At 62.1% G+C, this 19,142-nt stretch carries 18 protein-coding genes and 7 pseudogenes; 18 read left to right on the top strand and 7 right to left on the bottom strand.

The window, feature by feature from the left end; translation table 11 throughout:
• Positions 1 to 29: 29 nt before the first annotated feature.
• Together D5041_RS11965 and D5041_RS11960 are read right to left on the bottom strand one after the other, a co-directional pair.
• On the bottom strand, positions 30 to 1,046 hold the full coding sequence (locus tag D5041_RS11965; protein ID WP_010099685.1) for an aspartate-semialdehyde dehydrogenase: 1,017 nt from the start codon (positions 1,044 to 1,046) through the stop codon (positions 30 to 32).
• 60 nt (positions 1,047 to 1,106) lie between these two features.
• Complete coding sequence (locus D5041_RS11960; RefSeq protein ID WP_265284826.1) at positions 1,107 to 2,522, bottom strand: IS701 family transposase; 1,416 nt, start codon at positions 2,520 to 2,522, stop codon at positions 1,107 to 1,109.
• A 67-nt stretch (positions 2,523 to 2,589) separates the two neighbouring features.
• Between D5041_RS11960 and D5041_RS11955 the strand changes: the two genes are divergently transcribed.
• From D5041_RS11955 to D5041_RS11925, 7 genes are all read left to right on the top strand, one after another.
• Positions 2,590 to 2,862, top strand: a complete 273-nt coding sequence (locus tag D5041_RS11955) for an SDR family oxidoreductase (RefSeq protein WP_321162189.1) — start codon at positions 2,590 to 2,592, stop codon at positions 2,860 to 2,862.
• A 287-nt stretch (positions 2,863 to 3,149) separates the two neighbouring features.
• On the top strand, positions 3,150 to 3,584 hold the full coding sequence (locus D5041_RS11950; RefSeq protein WP_010100726.1) for a VOC family protein: 435 nt from the start codon (positions 3,150 to 3,152) through the stop codon (positions 3,582 to 3,584).
• Between the two features lie 345 nt (positions 3,585 to 3,929).
• Positions 3,930 to 4,715, top strand: a complete 786-nt coding sequence (locus D5041_RS11945; protein ID WP_010100728.1) for an SDR family NAD(P)-dependent oxidoreductase — start codon at positions 3,930 to 3,932, stop codon at positions 4,713 to 4,715.
• Positions 4,712 to 5,347, top strand: a complete 636-nt coding sequence (locus D5041_RS11940; protein ID WP_010100730.1) for a LysE family translocator — start codon at positions 4,712 to 4,714, stop codon at positions 5,345 to 5,347. Before D5041_RS11945 ends, D5041_RS11940 begins: the two co-directional genes overlap by 4 nt.
• Positions 5,348 to 5,743: 396 nt before the next feature.
• Positions 5,744 to 6,025, top strand: a complete 282-nt coding sequence (locus tag D5041_RS11935) for a thioesterase II family protein (protein ID WP_407702277.1) — start codon at positions 5,744 to 5,746, stop codon at positions 6,023 to 6,025.
• Entirely contained in the window at positions 6,022 to 7,743 is a 1,722-nt protein-coding gene (locus D5041_RS11930) for an AMP-binding protein (RefSeq protein ID WP_265284825.1), read from the top strand. The genes D5041_RS11935 and D5041_RS11930 overlap by 4 nt, the downstream gene beginning before the upstream one ends.
• Positions 7,740 to 8,567, top strand: coding sequence for a cupin domain-containing protein (locus D5041_RS11925; protein WP_265284824.1), 828 nt, complete (start codon positions 7,740 to 7,742; stop codon positions 8,565 to 8,567). The genes D5041_RS11930 and D5041_RS11925 overlap by 4 nt, the downstream gene beginning before the upstream one ends.
• A 361-nt stretch (positions 8,568 to 8,928) precedes the next feature.
• Here the strand turns inward: D5041_RS11925 and D5041_RS11915 are convergent.
• A pseudogene (locus D5041_RS11915) lies at positions 8,929 to 9,301 on the bottom strand (hypothetical protein); the annotation flags it as partial.
• 177 nt (positions 9,302 to 9,478) lie between these two features.
• On the opposite strand from D5041_RS11915, the gene D5041_RS11910 reads away from it, so the two are divergent.
• The 6 genes and pseudogenes from D5041_RS11910 (at position 9,479) to D5041_RS11890 (ending at position 13,282) form a co-directional block, all read left to right on the top strand.
• Positions 9,479 to 10,132, top strand: coding sequence for a glutathione S-transferase (locus D5041_RS11910; RefSeq protein ID WP_265284823.1), 654 nt, complete (start codon positions 9,479 to 9,481; stop codon positions 10,130 to 10,132).
• A gap of 173 nt (positions 10,133 to 10,305) precedes the next feature.
• Positions 10,306 to 10,635, top strand: a complete 330-nt coding sequence (locus D5041_RS11905) for a ferredoxin reductase domain-containing protein (protein ID WP_265284822.1) — start codon at positions 10,306 to 10,308, stop codon at positions 10,633 to 10,635.
• A 2-nt stretch (positions 10,636 to 10,637) separates the two neighbouring features.
• Positions 10,638 to 10,796, top strand: a pseudogene (locus D5041_RS22145) (thioesterase II family protein); the annotation flags it as partial.
• A complete protein-coding gene (locus D5041_RS11900) occupies positions 10,726 to 11,487 on the top strand; it encodes a thioesterase II family protein (RefSeq protein WP_265284821.1) in 762 nt (253 codons plus the stop codon). The pseudogene D5041_RS22145 and the gene D5041_RS11900, both read left to right, overlap by 71 nt.
• Positions 11,426 to 12,598 (top strand): cytochrome P450, encoded by a 1,173-nt coding sequence (locus D5041_RS11895; protein ID WP_265284820.1) that lies wholly within the window; start codon positions 11,426 to 11,428, stop codon positions 12,596 to 12,598. Before D5041_RS11900 ends, D5041_RS11895 begins: the two co-directional genes overlap by 62 nt.
• A gap of 69 nt (positions 12,599 to 12,667) precedes the next feature.
• A complete protein-coding gene (locus D5041_RS11890; protein WP_265284819.1) occupies positions 12,668 to 13,282 on the top strand; it encodes an antibiotic biosynthesis monooxygenase family protein in 615 nt (204 codons plus the stop codon).
• Here D5041_RS11890 and D5041_RS11885 read toward each other — a convergent pair.
• Positions 13,272 to 13,461, bottom strand: a pseudogene (locus tag D5041_RS11885) (LuxR C-terminal-related transcriptional regulator); the annotation flags it as partial. The gene D5041_RS11890 and the pseudogene D5041_RS11885 overlap by 11 nt on opposite strands.
• 39 nt (positions 13,462 to 13,500) lie before the next feature.
• Here D5041_RS11885 and D5041_RS11880 point away from each other — a divergent pair.
• From D5041_RS11880 to D5041_RS11870, 3 genes are all read left to right on the top strand, one after another.
• Positions 13,501 to 13,881 carry a hypothetical protein gene (locus D5041_RS11880; protein WP_265284818.1) on the top strand — a complete coding sequence of 127 codons (381 nt, stop codon included), beginning with the start codon at positions 13,501 to 13,503 and terminating at the stop codon, positions 13,879 to 13,881.
• Positions 13,882 to 13,898: 17 nt separating this feature from the next.
• Positions 13,899 to 14,792, top strand: a complete 894-nt coding sequence (locus D5041_RS11875) for a DMT family transporter (protein WP_265284817.1) — start codon at positions 13,899 to 13,901, stop codon at positions 14,790 to 14,792.
• 178 nt (positions 14,793 to 14,970) lie between these two features.
• Positions 14,971 to 15,498: a DUF1697 domain-containing protein gene (locus D5041_RS11870; protein ID WP_265284816.1), complete on the top strand. Its 528-nt coding sequence runs from the start codon at positions 14,971 to 14,973 to the stop codon at positions 15,496 to 15,498.
• 33 nt (positions 15,499 to 15,531) lie between these two features.
• Here the strand turns inward: D5041_RS11870 and D5041_RS11865 are convergent.
• Both D5041_RS11865 and D5041_RS11860 read right to left on the bottom strand, forming a co-directional pair.
• Positions 15,532 to 16,976, bottom strand: a pseudogene (locus D5041_RS11865) (integrase core domain-containing protein).
• 322 nt (positions 16,977 to 17,298) lie between these two features.
• A pseudogene (locus D5041_RS11860) lies at positions 17,299 to 17,934 on the bottom strand (transposase); the annotation flags it as partial.
• Positions 17,935 to 18,258: 324 nt separating this feature from the next.
• Between D5041_RS11860 and D5041_RS22140 the strand changes: the two are divergent.
• A pseudogene (locus D5041_RS22140) lies at positions 18,259 to 18,648 on the top strand (EamA family transporter); the annotation flags it as partial.
• A 14-nt stretch (positions 18,649 to 18,662) separates the two neighbouring features.
• Here D5041_RS22140 and D5041_RS11850 read toward each other — a convergent pair.
• On the bottom strand, positions 18,663 to 18,884 hold the full coding sequence (locus tag D5041_RS11850) for a hypothetical protein (RefSeq protein WP_265284814.1): 222 nt from the start codon (positions 18,882 to 18,884) through the stop codon (positions 18,663 to 18,665).
• Between D5041_RS11850 and D5041_RS22135 the strand changes: the two are divergent.
• Positions 18,793 to 19,077: pseudogene (locus D5041_RS22135) on the top strand (EamA family transporter); the annotation flags it as partial. The gene D5041_RS11850 and the pseudogene D5041_RS22135 overlap by 92 nt on opposite strands.
• Positions 19,078 to 19,142 lie beyond the last annotated feature (65 nt).

Genomic DNA, 19,142 nt, shown 5'->3' with positions numbered 1-19,142 from the left:
ATCAGCGGTTTCCGAAGCGGATGTAGGGGCTACTTCTGCAGCAGCAACTCCGCGATCTGGACAGCATTGAGCGCCGCACCCTTTAGCAGTTGGTCCCCGGAAACGAACATCCAGAAACTGCGATTTGTCGGGTCGGTAGTGTCCATGCGCAGACGGCCGACCAGGATGTCATCTTGGCCGCTGGCCTCGACGGGCATCGGAAACTTGTTGCCGGCCCGGTCATCCACGATCCGAACGCCGGGGGCGTTCGACAGGATGCCTCGAACCTCTTCCAGGTCGACCGGCTTCTCGCATTCGACGTGGAGCGACTCGCAGTGCGCTCGCATTACGGGCACTCGCACACACGTGGCGGAGATCCGGAAACCTGGAGCGGAGAAGATCTTCCGCGTCTCCTTCAGCATCTTCGCTTCTTCTTCGTTGTCGCCGTCTTCGATGTCGACCTTCGAGTTGTGGCTGAAGACGTTGAAGGCGTACGAATGGGGGAAGACCTGCGGGGCAAATGCCTCGCCAGCGAGGTGCGCCCGGGTTGAGTGCTCCAGCTCCGCCATCCCGGCTGCGCCCGCACCAGAAGCTGCTTGGTACGTAGAGACCACCACGCGGGAGATCGACAGGCGCTGGTGGATGGGCCACAGCGGGACCAGCGCGATGATGGTTGAGCAGTTAGGGTTGGCGATGATCTTGTCGTCGGGTCCAAGCGCCTGGGGATTGACTTCCGGGACGATCAGCGGCACGCCGTCGGTCATTCGAAAGGCCGAAGAGTTGTCGATGGAGACCGTGCCTGCCTTTGCCGCGATCGGGATGTACTCCCTAGACGTCGAACCACCGGCAGAAAACAGGGCGATGTCCAAACCCTCGAAACTGCGGCTTCCGAGTTCTTCAACGATCAGATCCTGGCCACGAAACGGTAGCCTTTTCCCTGCAGACCGAGCAGATGCGAACAACCTGAGACTTGACAGCGGAAAACCGCGCACCTCAAGGCATTTGATGAGTTGGACGCCGACCGCGCCTGTGGCGCCAACGATGCCGACGGAAGGAAGCTTCTTCATGATTCGATCCAGTAGTAAATTGACCGAAAATACTACCACCGGCTGCAAGCGCAACTAGTCTTACTGTGTCATAAACGAATTCTCGCGTTTACGCGCAGGCAGCATGGGCAGCGCGGCAGCGTCCTGAGCAAGGCTGCGGCGATACGCAGCCGCAAAGTTGTGATCGACGATCGGACGTGGCGCTGCGTGCGCGGGGCTGCCGCGAGGCTTGTAATGCGTGGGTAGGGCAGGTTCTTCGCTTCGTGCAGAGTTTTTCTTACCCCCACCTTCCGGGTGGCGCAGCTGCTGCGCCATCAAAAAACCGTAGGCAGCGATGGCCAAGCTGGCGTGGTGGTGAAAGCCCCTCCAATTGCGCCCTTCGTAGTGCCCCAGACCCAGGTCTTGCTTGAGGTCCTGGTAGTCGCGCTCGATGCGCCAGCGCATCTTGGCCTCAAACACCATGCGCTCCAGTGTGATGTCCTCTGCCAGCGTGGACAGCCAGTATTTCATTGGCTCTTCATGGCCTTCGGGCCATTCGATGAGCAGCCACTCTTGCGCTCGCTGCTCTGTGCGCAGGTGCTCGCGGTGGGCCGCATGCACGCGCACTCGCGCAAAACGCGAACGCAATGTGAAGTTCGTCCCCTCACGCCACTCGATGCTTTGCCATTGGGTCGGCTCCAACCCCAACGCCACTTCCTTCACGGACAGCGGTCGCTCGTGCCTGGCATCGCCCAAACGCTGGCGGGTGGCCACCACGCCGCGGCCACTGCGCGGCCGCGGCGCCAGCGGGGCATGCCCCGGCGGCCACACCGTCACCTGCCCCGTCACGCCCACCACGTAAGTCAGGCCCATCGCCGTCAGGCCCTCACGAAATGCGGTGACCACCCCGTAGCCTGCATCGGCCAGCACGGTGTGCTTTGGCGCGCCTTGCTCCACCAAGTGCTCGATCTGCGCCTGCGCGATCTGCCACTTGGTGGCGAACGACACATTTTCGGGCACACCGGCCTTCTCGCGCCGCGCCATGTCATCGGCCCATTGCTGGGGCAGGTACAACTGCCAGGCCGTGGGCAGGCTGCCCGCCAAGCAAGCCAGACTGACGCTGACGGCCACTTGGCAGTTGTCCTGCTTACCCAGCATGCCGCAGTACTGTCGGGCCACTCCCACCGAGTGCTCGCCCTGTTTGGGAAAGCCGGTGTCGTCCACGATCCACCAGCCTCCATCTCCAAAGTCCATCGCTGGCACGACCCATTGCGCAACGCGCCGCAGCATCTCTTCGTCCGACCATGACGACTGGGCCACGAAGTGGTGCAGCGACTGGTGACGCGAGCGAGTGGCCTGCGGCGCCAAGTGTGCGGCCATCGGCTCCACGCTCTTGCGCGCAAGCGGCGCCATCAGGCCGATGCAATACCCGCGCAACCCGGCTTGCCGGTCCGCATGGCCCAGTCCGCCTCCCAAATGCTCAAGGTAGCGTTCAAACTCTTGCAGTTCGTCTTTCAAGGCTCATCTCCTGTGTGAGAAGATTCTCTCATAATTCCTTGAATTTACTAACACAGTAAGATTAGGGCTGGAGCTGGCCAGCCTGGGCATCCGCTGCAACGTGGTCTCGCCCGGTTCGACCGACACGCCGATGCAGCGCGCGCTGTGGGACGGCGACGACGCGGCGGCAGCGCGCGTGGTGGCCGGATCGTTGGAACAGTTCCGCACCGGCATACCGCTGGGGCGCATCGCCGAGGCGGCCGACATCGCCGCCGCAGTGCTGTTTCTTTGCTCGGACGGCGCGCGCCACATTACAATGCACAATTTGTGTGTCGACGGCGGGGCCGCACTCGGGGCATGATGGCGGAACGGCATGCTATTGCTCCGACCGCTAAGGGCGCGTTCAGGAACAACTTGACCATTTCGCGGGGGACCTCACGAGGAGCCCTGCTGCGCCGAATGTTCAAGTTATTCCGCCACGGGCCCTAAGCATTTTCTGCTTCGTCACCGCGTTGCATGGGTCGGACGTAACCGCCCGCCCCAGATCGTGGCGGGAGGTCATAGAGAGCAATGTTGCATGGTGACTTTAATTTGTATCATGCGTCACTTTGCAGACCCTACACTAACTTTTCAACCAAGGAGAAACAAATGATCACGTATGGAAAACCTGAAGGATTTCACACCGTCACGCCGAACACCATCGTCAGCAACGTGGCCGAAGCGGTGACTTTCTACAAGAAAGTCTTCGGCGCCGAGGAGGTTCTGCGTTTGACCTCGCCAGATGGCAAGGTGGTCCATTGCGAACTGCAAATCGGTGACTCTCGCCTCAACTTGGGCGAAGCGACGGAAGGCTGGCCGGAACAGCCGCTGCTGGCGCAGATATATGTGAGCGATTCGGATGCCACCTTCGCGCTGGCCTTGAAGGTGGGCGCCAAGGAACTGAGCCCGGTGAGAGACATGTTCTTTGGCTCGCGCGAGGGACGAATTATGGATCCGTTCGGCAACACGTGGACCATCGCCACGCACAAGAAGGTCGTGCCGGCAGCCGAAATGCAGCGCCTACTGACTGCCATGTACTCTTGATGCGCCAGACATGATGGTCGCCGCCCAGAAGTAGACGGCCGGTCTCGGACATCGTAGGTTACACGCTGAGGCGTGTAGAGCTACACGCTGTGTAACTACTCAGCCCCTCACCGTAGGCCATAATCCGCAACTCGATGCAACAGCTACCCAACCTCGACGCACTCGTTCCTACCCAGAGGAATGCATGGAGTGAGCAGTTACATGGCCAAATTATCAAAACCGTACCCTCCAGGCCAATGCGCTACTATCTGGTTCGGAGAATGGGTGTGAACTCGGCTGCCTGTTGCACCACCAAAATGCAAAATCCCAACCATTAAAACCAGAGTCAGAGAAGGAAATTCAATCTTGAAAACAGCAGTTATTACAGGAGCAAGCAGTGGCATTGGCGAAGCCTGTGCCCGATTGCTGGCCGGCGGTGGCTGGAAGGTATTTCTTGTGGCGCGCAGACGGGAACGGCTAGAGAACATCGCCAGTGAAATAAATGGGCACGCCATCGTAGTGGATGTAACCAAGGCCCAGGAAATCGATGTTGGGCCTGTCACCCGTTGCGATTTGCTGGTGAACTGCGCGGGCGGAGCACTTGGTTTAGATGCGGTCGGCCAAGCGAATGCTGATGATTGGACAAACATGTTCAACACAAACGTGCTGGGCACTTTGCGCATGATCCAGCTTTTGCTGCCTCGACTCGTCGAATCCCAAGGGTGCATCATGAATATTACTTCCACCGCTGCACTGGCCGGATACGAAGGCGGCGGTGGTTACTGCGCGGCCAAGAGCGCCCAGCGAGCACTCACGCAATCATTGCGCCTCGAGATGAAGGGCGTACCAGTGCGGATCACTGAAGTATTGCCCGGCATGGTGAACACGCCGGAATTTGCCCTGAATCGCCTTCGTGGCGATGCTGAGAGGGCCAGGGCCGTATACGAGAACGTTGATCGACCGCTGGCCGCAAACGATATCGCACAGGTGGTTGTTGGGGTCGCCAACCTCCCAGCTCATGTCAATGTCGATGAAATCGTGGTGCGGCCGGTTGCCCAGCGTGCGCAGCACGCTTTGTTTCGAGGCGATCTTCGCTGGCGTGATAAGCAATCATCTCTCCATTCATCAATTGTCAAGGGAGAATACCAATGATTGCATTCGAGCATATGGCAGGTATGGCCATCATCGCTTTGGGTATGGTACTGACGCCCGGACCGAACATGGTCTATCTAACATCGCGGACAATTTCCCAGGGACGACTGGCAGGGATTATTTCACTAGCGGGCGTAACTCTGGGCTTTTTGTGCTATCTGTTGGCGTCAGGTCTGGGGCTGGCTGCCTTATTCAAAGCAGTACCGATAGCCTATGATGTTGTTAGGATTGCAGGAGCTTTCTACCTGGGTTACCTAGCCTGGAACATGGTCAAGCCCAAGGGGGTGTCGCCTTTCGAGGTACGAGAGTTGCCACCTCACTCGCCTCGGCGACTGTTCACTATGGGTCTGGTGACAAATCTGCTTAACCCTAAAATTGCGCTAATGTACTCGGCGCTGATACCTCAGTTTATCGATCCCTCAACTGGATCGACTTTGCCGCAATTCATCCAACTTGGGATTATCCAGATTGTCATCTCTGTTAGTATCAATGGCATGATTGTCTTAACCGCTTCGACGGTTAGCAAATACCTTGCCAAGCACCCATCCGCCATGCGCGCTCAACGCTGGGTTTCTGGGGCTGTGCTAGGTATCTTCGCAGTTGATATTCTCGTGCGCAAACCGTTTGCTTGATCAACGCTTTGTCCGCTATACGTACACAAACGTTAGCACTGTTTGGCTTCTGTCGTAAGAAGGGTTCTGGGTTCAAGTCCGTATTCCACCACCACTATGCAAAATCCCAACCCTTATCCGGTTGGGATTTTTTTTACCTGATCCCCCCGTGCTGGCGCGGTCTCGCACCCTGGCCTCTTGAGCACACCCCTGTCGAAGTGGCCCCTCCAGGCGCACATTCCGCCGTTTTTCTCTCTCTGTTCTCTGCTGTCCTCTTGAACATTCAAGACCCGAAGTCGTGTATTGGCGCGGGTTTGCGGGCCATCGGTTTGCTTCTTCGCTTGCCCGCGCCGGACTGGTCGAGGCGCTGCGCGGCTATAACGGCACGCCCGCCGAGGTGTTCGAGGACGACGAACTATACTGGACCTGCTGCCGACCTTGAAGGCCGACTTCGACCTCGTGGCCTCGTACAGCTACGGCGGCCGCGCGGCGCTGCCGCTGCTGGTGCTGCACGGCGCCGACGATCCGCACGCAGATGCCGCGCGGGTCGCCGGCTGGGCCGACGAGGCCCAGGGCGGCTGCACCCTGAAACGGCTGCCCGGCGACCACTTCTTCTTCGAATGGCAGGAAGCGCGCATCATCCGACTCTTGGCCGACCAGTTGCTGACGGCCAACTGTGACGAAAGGGCAGCACCATGACCAGCGAAACGAAGGGCGGCGCGCCGGTGACGGCGCCATTGGACGCGCCCACGCATCCCGACCCCTATAACTACTACGCGCAGTTGCACAGCGCGGCGCCGGTGCAGTTTGACGCCGCGCTCAACGCCTGGGTGGTGTCCTCCGCGGCTGCGGTGACGCAGATGCTGGAGAACCCGGTCGCGCGTGTGCGGCCGGCGGCCGAGCCGGTGCCGCCGGGACTGCTCGGCTCGCAGGCCGGGCTCTTGTTCGGGCACCTGGTGCGCATGAACGATGGACCGGTGCACGAACGCCTGAAGTGCCAAGTCGCGCGGTGCCTGGATGCGGTGAGCGACGAGACGCTGTGGGAGGTCGCGCGCGAGGCGGCGCGCCAGTGCGCGACGCTGACCGAACCCGTGCGCCACCCCGACGGGCTGACCTCCTTCTGCTACCAGCTGCCGGCGCAGACCATGGGCCTGCTGCTGGGCCTACCGGCGGCGGCGCTGCCGCCGCGGGCGGTGCGCCTGACCAGCTTGCTGGTGCGCTGCATCAGCCCGGTCAGCAGCACCGCCGACCAATTCAACGCGAGCCGCGAAGCCGCCGGCCTGCTGTGGCAGCTGTTCCCGCGCACCCACGCCGACTACGCCTACAGCATCCGCGCCAGCGCCAACATCTGCCAGCTCGACGCCGACAGCGTCTACTTGGCCGTGCTGCCGGTGGCGCACAACTTCCCGCTCAGCTCGCCGGGCATACTCGGCGTGCTGCACGCCGGCGGCCGTGTGGTGTTCGCCCAGGGTGGCGATCCGGAGCAGGCCTTCGATCTGATCGCCGACGAGCGCGTCACCATCACCGCTCTGGTGCCGCCGCTGGTCTTGATATGGATGGAGCAGGCACCGGCGCTGCGGCCCGACCTGTCCAGCTTGCGCCTGCTGCAGGTCGGCGGCGCCAAACTCAGCGAGGAGGCGGCGCGCCGCGTGGGACCGCTGCTGGGCTGCCGTTTGCAGCAGGTGTTCGGCATGGCCGAGGGCCTGGTCTGCTACACCCGCGCCGAGGACGGCGACGAGGCCATCACCACCACCCAGGGCCAGCCGATCTCGCCGGCCGGCGAGATCCGCATCGTCGACGACGACGTCGCGCTGCCGCTCGGCGCCGTCGGCAATCTGCTGACGCGCGGTCCATACACCATCCGTGGCTACTTCAACGCGCCCAAGCACAACGCCCGCGCCTTCACCAGCGACGGCTTCTACCGCACCGGCGACTTGGCGCGCCAGTTGCCTTCCGGCCACCTGGTGGTCGAGGGTCGTGTCAAGGATCTGATCAACCGGGGCGGCGACAAGGTGGCCGCCGAAGAGGTCGAGAACCTGTTGCTGAGCCATCCGGCGGTGCTCGACGTCGCCCTGGTGGCGATGCCCGACGACTTCCTCGGCGAGCGCAGCTGCGCCTTCGTCATCGCGCGCGGCGCGCCGCCCGCGCTGGCCGAGCTGAGGCGCTTCCTGCGCGATTGCGGCGTGGCCGACTTCAAACTGCCCGACCGACTCGAACTGCTGCCCAGCTTCGCCCAGACCGGCGTCGGCAAAGTCAGCAAGAAGGCGCTGCGCGAAATAATCGCCGCCAAACTGGCCGCCGAACGCGATGCGGCGCCGCTCCACGCGACCCCGGCGAAACCATACGCCCAGCATGCCCAGGCTGTGTCGCGTCCGCCGGCCGCCTCTGCTTCGTCCAGCCCGCAGGTGCAATCATGAGCGGCGCCGATTTGCGCGCCCACGACGTGCACGCCGCCTTGGCCGGGCTGGTGGCCGGCACCGTCAGCAACGCGGATGAGGATGCCGCCGCCTTCCCCCGCCTGGCCGCCTTCAACCAGGGGGCCGTGTATGTCGGCCGTTTCAGCGGTGCCTCGCCGTGGGAATGCCACCCGGACGCCGACGAGTTGCTCTACGTGCTCGACGGCGAAGTCGAGGTGACGTTGTTGTCCGGCCCGAAGCCGGTGCTGACGCTGGCGCGAGCCGGCTGCGTGCTGGTGGTGCCGCGCGGCGTCTGGCACCGCCAGTGGGCCGCGCACTCGGTAACGCTGCTGACCGTCACGCCGGACCGCTCGGAAATCTCCTTCGAGGTCGATCCGCGCACCGATCCCGGTATCTGCGCCACTGATTTGCGCGCCCACGACGTGCACGCCGCCCTGGCCGGGCTGGTGGCCGGCACCGTCAGCAACGCCGATGAGGATGCCGCCGCCTTCCCCCGCCTGGCCACCTTCAACCAGGGGGCCGTGTATGTCGGCCGTTTCAGCGGTGTCTCGCCGTGGGAATGCCACCCGGACGCCGACGAGTTGCTCTACGTGCTCGACGGCGAAGTCGAGGTGACGTTGTTGTCCGGCCCGAAGCCGGTGCTGACGCTGGCGCGAGCCGGCTGCGTGCTGGTGGTGCCGCGCGGCGTCTGGCACCGCCAGTGGGCCGCGCGCTCGGTAACGCTGCTGGCCGTCACGCCGGACCGCTCGGAAATCTCCTTCGAGGCCGATCCGCGCACCGATCCCGGTATCTGCGCTACGGCCAAGGAGGGCGACCAGCCATGAGCATTCCACGCATTGAGGACTACCCCATTCCCACGGTCGGCGCTTGGGCGGCCAACCGCGTCGCCTGGTGGCCCGAACGCCATCACTGCGCCGTGCTGATCCACGACATGCAGCGCTACTTCCTGCAGTTCTATCCGGCCGACGCCTCGTTGCTGCGCGAGATGGTGGCCAACATCGCCGCGCTGCGGCGGCGCTGCCACGCGCTGAACGTGCCGGTGTTCTATTCGCAGGCCGACGACGCGCAGACGCCGGCCGAGCGCGGCTTGGCCACCGATTTCTGGGGACTTGGCATGGACGGCAAGTCCGGCTGCCAGCGCCTCGCGTTGCACCCGCCAAGACGCCGACAACTTGCCACGCAGCAACTGGCTATGAGCTGGCGCTGGGCATGCCAGTCGATCGCCAGGAGGTTTCGCTGGAACCACATCAGGGTCAGCCGACGCGGCTGCTTGCCCGCCATGAACTGCTCGATGATGTCGGGCGCCAGCAGGGTCAGGCGCAGCAGTTCATTGACCACCGAGTGATGCAGTTTTTTTGGCCCGAGCGATGGCCGATCCGCTCTGCATCGCGCCGCTGTCCAATAGGTGCTGCCAGTAGAAGGCGCGTGCCACACCGTCGAGCAAGCTGACGTCGTGGACGCTGCGCTCGTCGGCAGCCATGCGCTGAACGCCCCGGCGGCGAAACGATGGTGTTCCTGTGATCCGGGATGGGAGGGTCGTAACGATAGACGAGAACATTGTGCTCGCGGACGCCCAGCGGCTGGCTGCGCTCGCGTGGCGCAGGTTCGCTATACACTACCCGGAGAAACTCCATGCCTTGCGATGGACTCCTGATTCGATTCCAAATCTGATAGAAACTACGCAATAAGCAGCTTGGGACGTGAACTGTTGAATGATTGAGCACGGGAGACGAAGATGAATCGATTGACGATCTGGGGGCGCCGTGACTCATTCAATGTTCAGAAGGTTTTGTGGCTTCTGGATGAATTAGCCTTAACCTATGATTGGCGGCCGGCTGGTGGTCAATTCGGTGGTCTCGATGATACGACTTTTCGAGCGATGAACCCCCATGGCCGTATCCCGGTAGTGTTGGACGATGGCGAGGCGATCTGGGAATCGCACACGATTCTGCGTTACCTCGCAAACAAATATGGAGGCGAAATCTTCCGGGCATCTGATCCCTTCGCGCGATCGCTTGAAGAACGCTGGATGGACTGGATGTTAACAACATTGCAGCCGGATTTTCTGAAGGGCGTTTTCTGGTCCTATTACCGTACGCCGGAAGATAAGCAGCAATGGGATAGCATCTCTCAAAAAATCGCTAATTGTGCAGACCACATTCGGTTGATTGATCGACAACTTGTTGATCGTCATTTTCTTTGTGGTGACAGGCTGAGTCTGGCAGATATTGCAGTTGGGGTAACCTGTTACCGGTATTACGAACTCGATATCGATCGCCCGTATACTCCACATGTCGAGCGTTGGTATAGCAAGCTCCAACTCCGTGCACCGTACCGGAACAATGTGATGCTGCCTTTTACGCATTTGAAAGGAAGGCTCGATTATTAATATTAGCGTTCCGAAGGCGGGGACGATTTCGGAACATAGTTGACATGAAATGAGGAGCAGAGAGTGGAAATTCGGAGAACACCAATTTCTATCGTAATCGTTGGAGGCGGGTTTAGTGCATTCAATTATACACAAGTCATGAAAACCCATACAAATCAACAACTGTCAGCGAGTTGGCTTACCGCGAGCTGATCACAGAACGCCTGCCCAAGCACGAGTACCTGGGCAACGCCATCGCCGCCGGCCTGCGCTATTACCCCACTGTGTCGCGCGAAGGCTTCCCGCGCTCCGCGCGCATCACCGACCTGATACGCACCGGCCAGCTGTGGCGGAACATGGGCCTGCCGCCGCTTAACCCCAAGGAAGACCGCGCGATGATCTGCGACAGCACCGCAATGCTGAACGAACTGCAGGGCCTGCTCGAAACGCGCGGCTTCAAGGTGTCCGAAGGCGTGGGCCGCGCGGGCGATTTCGTCGTCGAACGCGCCTTCGTGCAGACCTGATCATGAACACCGCCATCATTCCCCTGCTGGACCCCTGGGTCGTGCTGCGCGCCGTGCCGCAGCCGGCGCTGCGGATGTTCTGCTTCCCCTATGCCGGCGCCGGCGCGACCGCCTACGTGCGCTGGGCGGCGGCGCTGCCCGCCGATTGGGAACTGCTGGCGCTGCCGCTGCCGGGCCGCGGCACGCGTTGCGGCGAAGCGCCGCTGCACCGCTTCCAGCACGGCGCAGCACGAGGCCTGGCGCGGCCTGCCGGAGCGCCTGGACCGGCCCAGCCTGTTCGTCGGCCACAGCCTCGGAGCCATCCTCGCGTACGAAGTCGCGCGCCAATGGTGCGCGGTTGCGGGCGCATCGCGGCCGGCGCCGCTGCTTGGGCTGGCGGTGTCGGCATGCGTCGCGCCGCGCCACTGGCCCACCGAGCGCGGCCGCGCGCTGGCGCAGCTGGACCGCGCCGGACTGATCGAGGCGCTGCGCGGCTATAACGGCACGCCCGCCGAGGTGTTCGAGGGCGACGATATACTGGCCCTGCTGCTACCGACCTTGGAGGCCGACTTCGACCTCGTGGCCTCGTACAGCTACGGCGGCCGCGCGGCGCTGCTGGCGCTGCACGGCGCCGACGATCCGCACGCAGATGCCACGCGGGTCGCCGGCTGGGCCGACGAGGCCCCAGGGCGGCTGCACCCTGAAACGGCTGCCCGGCGACCACTTCTTTTTCGAAGTGGCAGGAAGCGCGCATCATCCGACTCTTGGCCGACCAGTTGCTGGCGGCCGGCTGTGACGAAAGGGCAGCACCATGACCAACGAGACAAAGGGCGGCGCGCCGTTGGACGCGCCCACGCATCCCGACCCCTATAACTATTACGCGCAGCTGCACAGCGCGGCGCCGGTGCAGTTTGACGCCGCGCTCAACGCCTGGGTGGTGTCCTCCGCGGCTGCGGTGACGCAGGTGCTGGAGAACCCGGTCGCGCGTGTGCGGCCGGCGACCGAGCCGGTGCCGCCGGGACTGCTCGGCTCGCAGGCCGGGCTCTTGTTCCGGCACCTGGTGCGCATGAACGATGGGCCGGTGCACGAACGCCTGAAGTGCCAAATCGCACGGTGCCTGGATGCGGTGAGCGACGAGACGCTGTGGGAGATCGCGCGCGAGGCGGCGCGCCAGTGCGCGACGCTGACCGAACCCGTGCGCCACCCCGACGGGCTGACCTCCTTCTGCTACCAGCTGCCGGCGCAGACCATGGGCCTGCTGCTGGGCCTACCGGCGGCGCTGCCGCGGGCGGCGCGCCTGACCAGCTTGCTGGTGCGCTGCATCAGCCCGGGCAGCAGCACCGCCGACCAATTAAACGCGAGCCGCGAAGCCGCCGGCCTGCTGTGGCAGCTATTTGACGAACTGCTGGACGACGGCGTGCCCGACGGCCGGCTTGGCCTGCTGTGGACGCTGCAGCACGCGGCGCGGGACGACGGCGGCGGCACCATGCGCGAGGCCGTGATTGCCAACGCGATCGGCTTCATGACGCAGGCTTTCGAGGCTACGGCGGGCCTGATCGGCAACGCGTGGCTCGCGCTGGCCGCGGGTGCGGACGCACCCGACACGCGCGACGCGCAGGCGACGGCGGCCTTTCTGCGCGAAGTGCTGCGCCACGACCCGCCAATCCATAACACACGCCGCTTCGCTGCCGAGGACTTCGAGCTGGACGGCTCCACCGTGCGCGCCGGCGAAAGCCTGCTGCTGTTGCTGGCCGCCGCCAACCGCGATCCGACGCTGCACGCGCAGCCCGAGCGCTTCGATCCGTCGCGCGGCCCCCGCCATGCTGTTCACCTTCGGCCATGGGCGCCACGGCTGTCCGGGCCAGCGCATGGCGTTGGCCATCACCGCCGCGGCGCTGGCGCAACTGAAAGACGAGGGCCTGGATCCGCGCGACGTGCTGCGGCCGGTGCAGTACCGCCGCTCACTGAACGCGCGTGTGCCTGAACTGCGCACGGCACTGGCCTCGTGTCCTGCCCCGCAAATATCAGCACATCACTAGGAGGATTGCCATCGATGTACGCAGTCATCTTCGAGACGCAGCCCAGCAGCCAGCGCTTCTCCGACTATCTGCGCCTGGCCGGCGAGCTGGGTCCCACGCTGCAGGCCATGGACGGCTTCGTAATGAACGAGCGCTTCACGAACGACGGCAACGACGGCCTCTTGCTGTCATTGTCGCTGTGGCGTGACGAGAAGTCGCTGGTGCGCTGGCGCACCCATGGGCAGCACCACGGTGTGCAGTTGCAGGGCCGCGCCGGCGTGCTGGACAACTACCGCATGCGCGTGGGACGCATCGACTTGCAGGTCGATGAGCAGGGCCTACGGCACGGGTCCGCGCTAGCGGCCGACGAGCTGAGCACAGTGTCCGCGCATCCGCTGCTGACGCTAGAGATCGCTTGCACTGCGTTCGACGCCGTGCCGGTCGGCTGCAGTCTCTTCACCGGCGTGCTCAATGCGGCGCGTCATGTGCGCTTGGCCGCGTGGCCGGACGCCGCGGCGGCCGAGTACCACCTGCTGCGCTCGCCGGCCGGCGCCGGCGAGCAGCGCTTTCGCATCTGGGTGCTGCGTGACTACGGCATGGAGGACCGGCGCGAAGCACCGGTGTTCCATGCGCCGCGCGCTACCAGATGAGGCCCAGCAGCGACGCCTTGACCGTGGCGGCGGTCTTGTTGCAGGTGCCGAGTTTGGCCGACGCGTTGTTGAGGTGGAAGTTCACCGTACGCATCGGAGATGCGCAGGATCTTGGCGGTATCAGTCGAGGTCTTGCCGTCGGCCGTCCAGCGCAGCACCTCGATCTCGCGCTCGGCAAGCTCCACCGCTTGGCCCTCCGTCGCTTCTATGACCTGATCTTGGAACAGGTTGACAAGGGTGATTTCATTGCTGGCTCGCTCGCCCAGAACATTGAAATGGAAGGGATGGTCTACCCGCTTTATCGGTACGAAATGAAGTACTGGTCACGGATCGATTCAGCGTTCAGTCACATTGTCAAAGGTGCCTTCGCAGACGAAGCCCACCACGTCGGATTTGGCGAAGCCATGATGCGCTCGTACCTCAAGGGTCTTGACCCCGGTCGGCGGTCACGTTTGCAAAAGATGCTTGAGCCGTTCTCTGGGCTGATCTGGCAGGCGCATGCGCGAGGTCTGCGAGGAGGAGCAGGTCCGCTTGCTGATGGCGGAGATTCATCAAGAGCATGCCGAGCGGTCGATCCGCCTCGCCATCCATTGAGGTGAGAGGGCCAATCGCCATCATGCAAAGCACTCAGACCAGACTGACCTATGTTGCCGCGATTAGCGCGCTGCTGATATGGAGTGGCACTGCAGTGGCCAACAAAATTGCGAATCGCTACCTGGGTGGCTTGTCCGTGGGTGTACTGCGCTCTATGGTGGCCGGCTTCGCCGCACTGCTCGTGGTGCTGGTGCTTGGATACCGACTGCCGTCGAGCGGCAGACAGCGAGGCTTGCTGGTGCTCTCCGGACTTTGCAGTTTTGTCCTTTGGCCGGTCTTCATGAGCGTAGGCATCCAGCATACGACCGTCGGAGATGCGACGGTGATCATGGCACTGATTCCCATCTTGACGGTGCTGGTTGGCAGTGCGGCCCAACGGCGTGCGCCGGCGCTGAGTTGGTGGCTTGGGGCATCGCTTGCGTTCGCAGGCGGCGTGCTCCTGCTCGTGCATCGGGGCCTCTTCCTTCCTGCGGTTGTCGAAGGTGTATCGCTCCGCGGGGATTTGTGGGTGCTGCTCGGTGCCGTGCTGTGCGCGATTGGCTATGCAAGCGGTGCCCGGGTTGCCCAAGAAATCGGGACGATGGCGACCACCTTTCTCGGTCTGACCATCTCGTTGCCGCTTCTGGCGCCAATCTTTCTGTTGTGCACGCCCCTGCGGGGGCTGCAGCGGCTTCCACTGGAGTTCTGGAGCGCGGTAGCGTGGATGGCGTTGATGTCCTCGTTGGTCGGTTATGGCCTGTGGTTTTTCGCGCTGTCGCGAGGAGGGATTGCCCGTATCGCCACGCTGCAGCTTGCCATGCCGGTGTTCGGTCTTGCATTTGCCGCCTTGCTCCTGCAGGAGTCCATCACGGACTACTTGGGGCTGGCGTGTTTGATTATCCTGAGTGGCGTCTACATCGCCCAGCGTAAAGCATGAACATGCTGTAAAATCTGAGAACCGTACGGGCCAGGATCGTCGATGCTGCTGCGAGGACGGGACGTCCTGTCGGCGATGTGTGTTTGCTGGCGGTGTCCAAGAATAGACGAGAAGCGAGAACTGATTCATTCCAGGACTCAGCCCCCGATTGTCAAAGAATAGGATAGATTGTTCGTCTATGCGTTATGCTTGTTTGCTTCGTGGGATAAACGTCAGTGGTCTCCGAAAAATTGCGATGAAGGAATTGGTCGAGGTGTGTAAGGGCATTGGACTGCGGAACGCAAGCAGTCTGCTACAGAGCGGTAACCTCCTGGTTGAATCAAGCCTGAAGGCGCCCCAGGTGGAAACCTTGCTACAGGATGAGATCTGTTTGCGTTTCAGCTACGCGGATGTCGATGTCATTGCTCTCACCGCCAAGGACCTTATGGAGGTGATTTCCGGATTGCCTGAGGACTGGAGGACACACGACAGTTCCAAGCTGCATATCACCTTCTTCAAGAGCATCTTAGTGCAGGCAAGTGCATCCAATGGTGGCTATGCGCCCGACCTCTATGCGCTCAGAGGGAAAGTCGCGTACGTCTACTGCCCGGACGGCTATGGTCGTACCAAGCTCAACACCCGCTTTTTCGAGCGACTCTGCAAGACCCGTGCAACTACGAGGAACTGGAGCACGACGCTCAAGCTTCAGATGCTGGCTGTTGCTTGACAGCGGCGCGTGTCAAGATAGTTGTCGCCTCATTCAAACAGCCATTGGCTGAATATCCTGTGCGCGCGAATGCGTCTTGATGACCGAATCGGGTTCGGGGTTGAGGCTCACGGCCTCAATGTGCGACCAGTTGCGCGTAGCGCCAGACCAGCGTGCCGGGTTGAGGGCGCGAGCACTCATGTACAGCGCCTGCTGAGCGGTCAGGATCACTTTGTCTTGACCTGCATGGCGCTGTGCCGGTAGTCATGGTTGTACCTGCGCACGAACGGGGCCACCCAGGCTCTGGCCTCGTGCAGATCGACGAAGCCCTTGACCGGGAACTCAGGGCGGTACTTGGCCGTGCGAAACAGCGACTCGGCATAGGCGTTGTCATCGCTGGCACGCGGTCGCGAGTACGAGGGCTTGACGCCCAGCCAGTTGAGCATTGCCAGCACTGTCGTGGCCCAGAGCGTGGAGCCGTTGTCGCCGTGCAGCAACGGCTTGGTTTGCAGCACGGCAATGCGTTCAGCCAGCGAGGTGCGTTGTACCAAACGTGCCGCATGGTCACTGTGGTCGGTGTCGTGGACCTCCCAGTCGACGATTTTGCGGCTGTACAGGTCCAGGACCATGCTTGGCACACGGCAGTGGCGATGTGCGTGGTCGGTGGGCGCGTAGCCTTGGGCGCCTTGGCGCGGCCCCGATGGGTGTTCTGACCATGCGCGCGCAGCACCCGCGCGAAGCTGGACTCGCTGGCCAGATAGACGCCTTCGTCGGCGAGCATGGGCACGATGCGTGCCGGGGACATGTCCGCAAAGCGCGGTTCGTTGGCCACGGCCAGCAGTCGGTCGCGCTCGGCCGGGCTCAAGGCATGGCTGGGCAGGGGCGCACGGCTTGCGGGCGGCCGTCGCCGGCCGTCAGCCCTGCGTGGGCCTGCCAGCGCTGCAGGGTGCGCAGATCGATGCCGGCGGTCTTGCAGGCCAGGCGCAGCCTCGCGCCTGCGGCATGCGCTGTGTGGATGGACTGGGCCATGGTTTGGCGGTCTTCGAGGCTGATCATGCGGCCTCGCCCTTGTTGAAGATCGCCTCGACTTTTTTTGACAGCACCAGCAGGGCTGCCGTCTCGGCCAGCGCACGGTCTTTGCGCAGCAGATCGCGTTCGAGCTCCTTGGTGCGCTTGGGCGGAGCACGCGTGGTCTGTGGGCTGGCGCGCAGGTCTTGGGGATCCGTCAGTGCCGTAGTGCAACTGGCATACCACTTGTCCAATTCGCTGGGGTACACGCCGTGCTCGCGGCACCAGGCGCTCTTGCTCACTTCGCTCATCGCCGCCGTGGTGATCACCGCCGCCAGCCGGGCGGGCCTGGACTGCGCATCTTTGCGCCAACGATCCAGCGTTTCCGCTGCAACGCCAACTTCCTGCGCAACCGCTTGCAGTGTTGCGCTGTGCGGCGGCAGCAATCTTGCCACCGCCTTGTCCTTGAATGCTTGTCCGTATCGAGCCATTTTTGTCCTTCATCGCCGCCCCCAGTTCTTGGTTCTATGGAGGCGACAACTATTCTGACGCAGGGGGCGGACAGCACGATTGCCCTGCCCACGAAATAGCCAATACCCCTACTTTTACACTGGTTATTTTTCTTGCTCTGTGCTTAAAAATGAGACTTAAGTGACAATGATTGCGCGAAGCTGACTACGATTGCTTTTCATCCACTCCCCAAAGAGGTTTGACATGGTCCGCACTCTCTCCGATACACGCACCGCCAAGTACCAGCGAGGTCAAGCTATGACCGAAGACCTTTGCGATTTCGTCAATGGCGGCGTTGTGTCAAGTTGTGCCCGGCGTGGCCTGCGGCCAGAGCAGGACACCTTTGCGCGCGGCAATCTGCGCGTGGCACGCTTTGGTGTCGTAGGCGCCATCGCCGCCATCGCCGCCGACGATGTCAATCGGTGTTTCGCACGGAATCTGCTCAAGCAAATCGATCAGGGCCTCGCTGTCGCCCATCTCCTGGTGGGTCATCAGCGCCGCGCAAATCTGGCCGGTCCTTGTGTCCATCGCCAGATGGACCTTGCGCCAAGTGCGGCGCTTGGACCAGCCGTGTGTGCGCACCTTCCATCAGCCCTCGCCGTAGAGCTTGAGGCCCGTGCTGTCAACGGCCAAGTGCAGTGGCTCATCCGGGCGCAGCGCGGGCAAGACGACTTGCAGGCTTTGAGCGAATCCTTGCAGCGCACGCAGCGGCAGATCAAACACCTGCTTGAGACTGAGCAAGCCTTGGATGACGGCGTCCGGGTAGACGATCGGGCGTGCGCGCCTGGAGACATCCGCAGCCGGTGCGGGCGTCAGAAGGTTCTTGTCGATCCACACCGCGATATCTCCTCTGGCAATCAGCCCGACGTTGTACTGCGCCCAGTTCCTGACACGGTAGGTCGCCTTGGGCTCGGCTCGTTGGCTGGTGTCTCTGCGCATGTTCCCTGGCAAATGGTCGGGGATGTACCCGGGCCGTGTCGCGACTGGCAGCAGCGCTTGCATCGCCGTTGTTGTGCGCACAAACATCAGCACACTATGTGGTTCGGGATTTATGCAACAACGCCGGTGCAGGTTGCAAATTTGCCTGGATGATCATATGGAGATGATGCCATGAACATTTCAAAGCTGACACACTGGTTGCGCATCGTGAACCCGCAAACCAGCTTGGGTGCCCATAACTCATATCGATTGACCACAGCCTCACGTCAGGCAATATGAATTAAAGCTATTGGATAAATTTCCCACGTTACATACAGGTTGCATATGCAAATATGGAGAAGAGGCAATACACCGATGTTACATCCAGAAATTATTGGTCATGTTCAGGTAATACTGGCCATGTGCATAGTCGGGAGCTCGGTTGCCGTCGGCAAAGTCGTTAGCGCCGAGGTGCCAGTGTTTTTGGCTTCGTTCATACGGTTTGCGGTCGCCTTGTTATTCATTGTGCCGCTAAACCGTATGTTGGCGGGGTCTTTGCGGTTGCCTCCACGCAAGGTGGCGTTGTTGCTTGGTGCGCAGGCGTTTTTCGGAATATTTTTGTTCTCGGTTTGCTTGTTGCTGGGTTTGAAGCGCACGGCAGCGGTCAATGCCGGTGTGATTTTTGGAATGCTGCCCGCGGTCAATGCCTTGTTGTCGGTGTGGCTGCTGCATGAAAAATTGAATCAGCGCTATGCGATTGGCATCGGTTTGTCGGTATTGGGTGCAGTGTTATTGGAGTTGCGCTCCGCCGACGGCGGCGGCTTCGGTGTGGGCGTGGTGGGTATGCTGCTGATCTTGTGCGCGGTGTTTTGCGAAGCGATGTTTTCGGTGATTGGCAAATTGTCCGGCTTAAGCTTGCCTGCCGTCACCGTCACCTGCTGGGTGATCTTGATCGGGGTAGCGCTGTTCATGCCCGGTGCGCTGTATGAAGCGGCATCATTCGATTTCCGCAGTATATCGCCGAAGGTATGGTGGCTGTTGGCTTATTACGGGGTAGTGGTGACCGTAATCGGCTTCAGCCTGTTTTATGCGGGTCTGTCGAAAATCTCCGCTGTTGCTGCAGGAGTGCACATGGCCTTCGTGCCCTTGTCGGCGATGGCGATCGCCGTGCTGATTCTAGGTGAGGCATTCGGTTTGATCGATGCGTTGTCGTTGCTGTTGGTGTGGCG

Source organism: Verminephrobacter aporrectodeae subsp. tuberculatae (assembly GCF_026127385.1).
Lineage (GTDB): Bacteria > Pseudomonadota > Gammaproteobacteria > Burkholderiales > Burkholderiaceae_C > Acidovorax > Acidovorax aporrectodeae.
The sequence above is the reverse complement of the archived record's forward strand: the minus strand, read 5'-3'. Positions and strand labels throughout refer to the sequence as shown.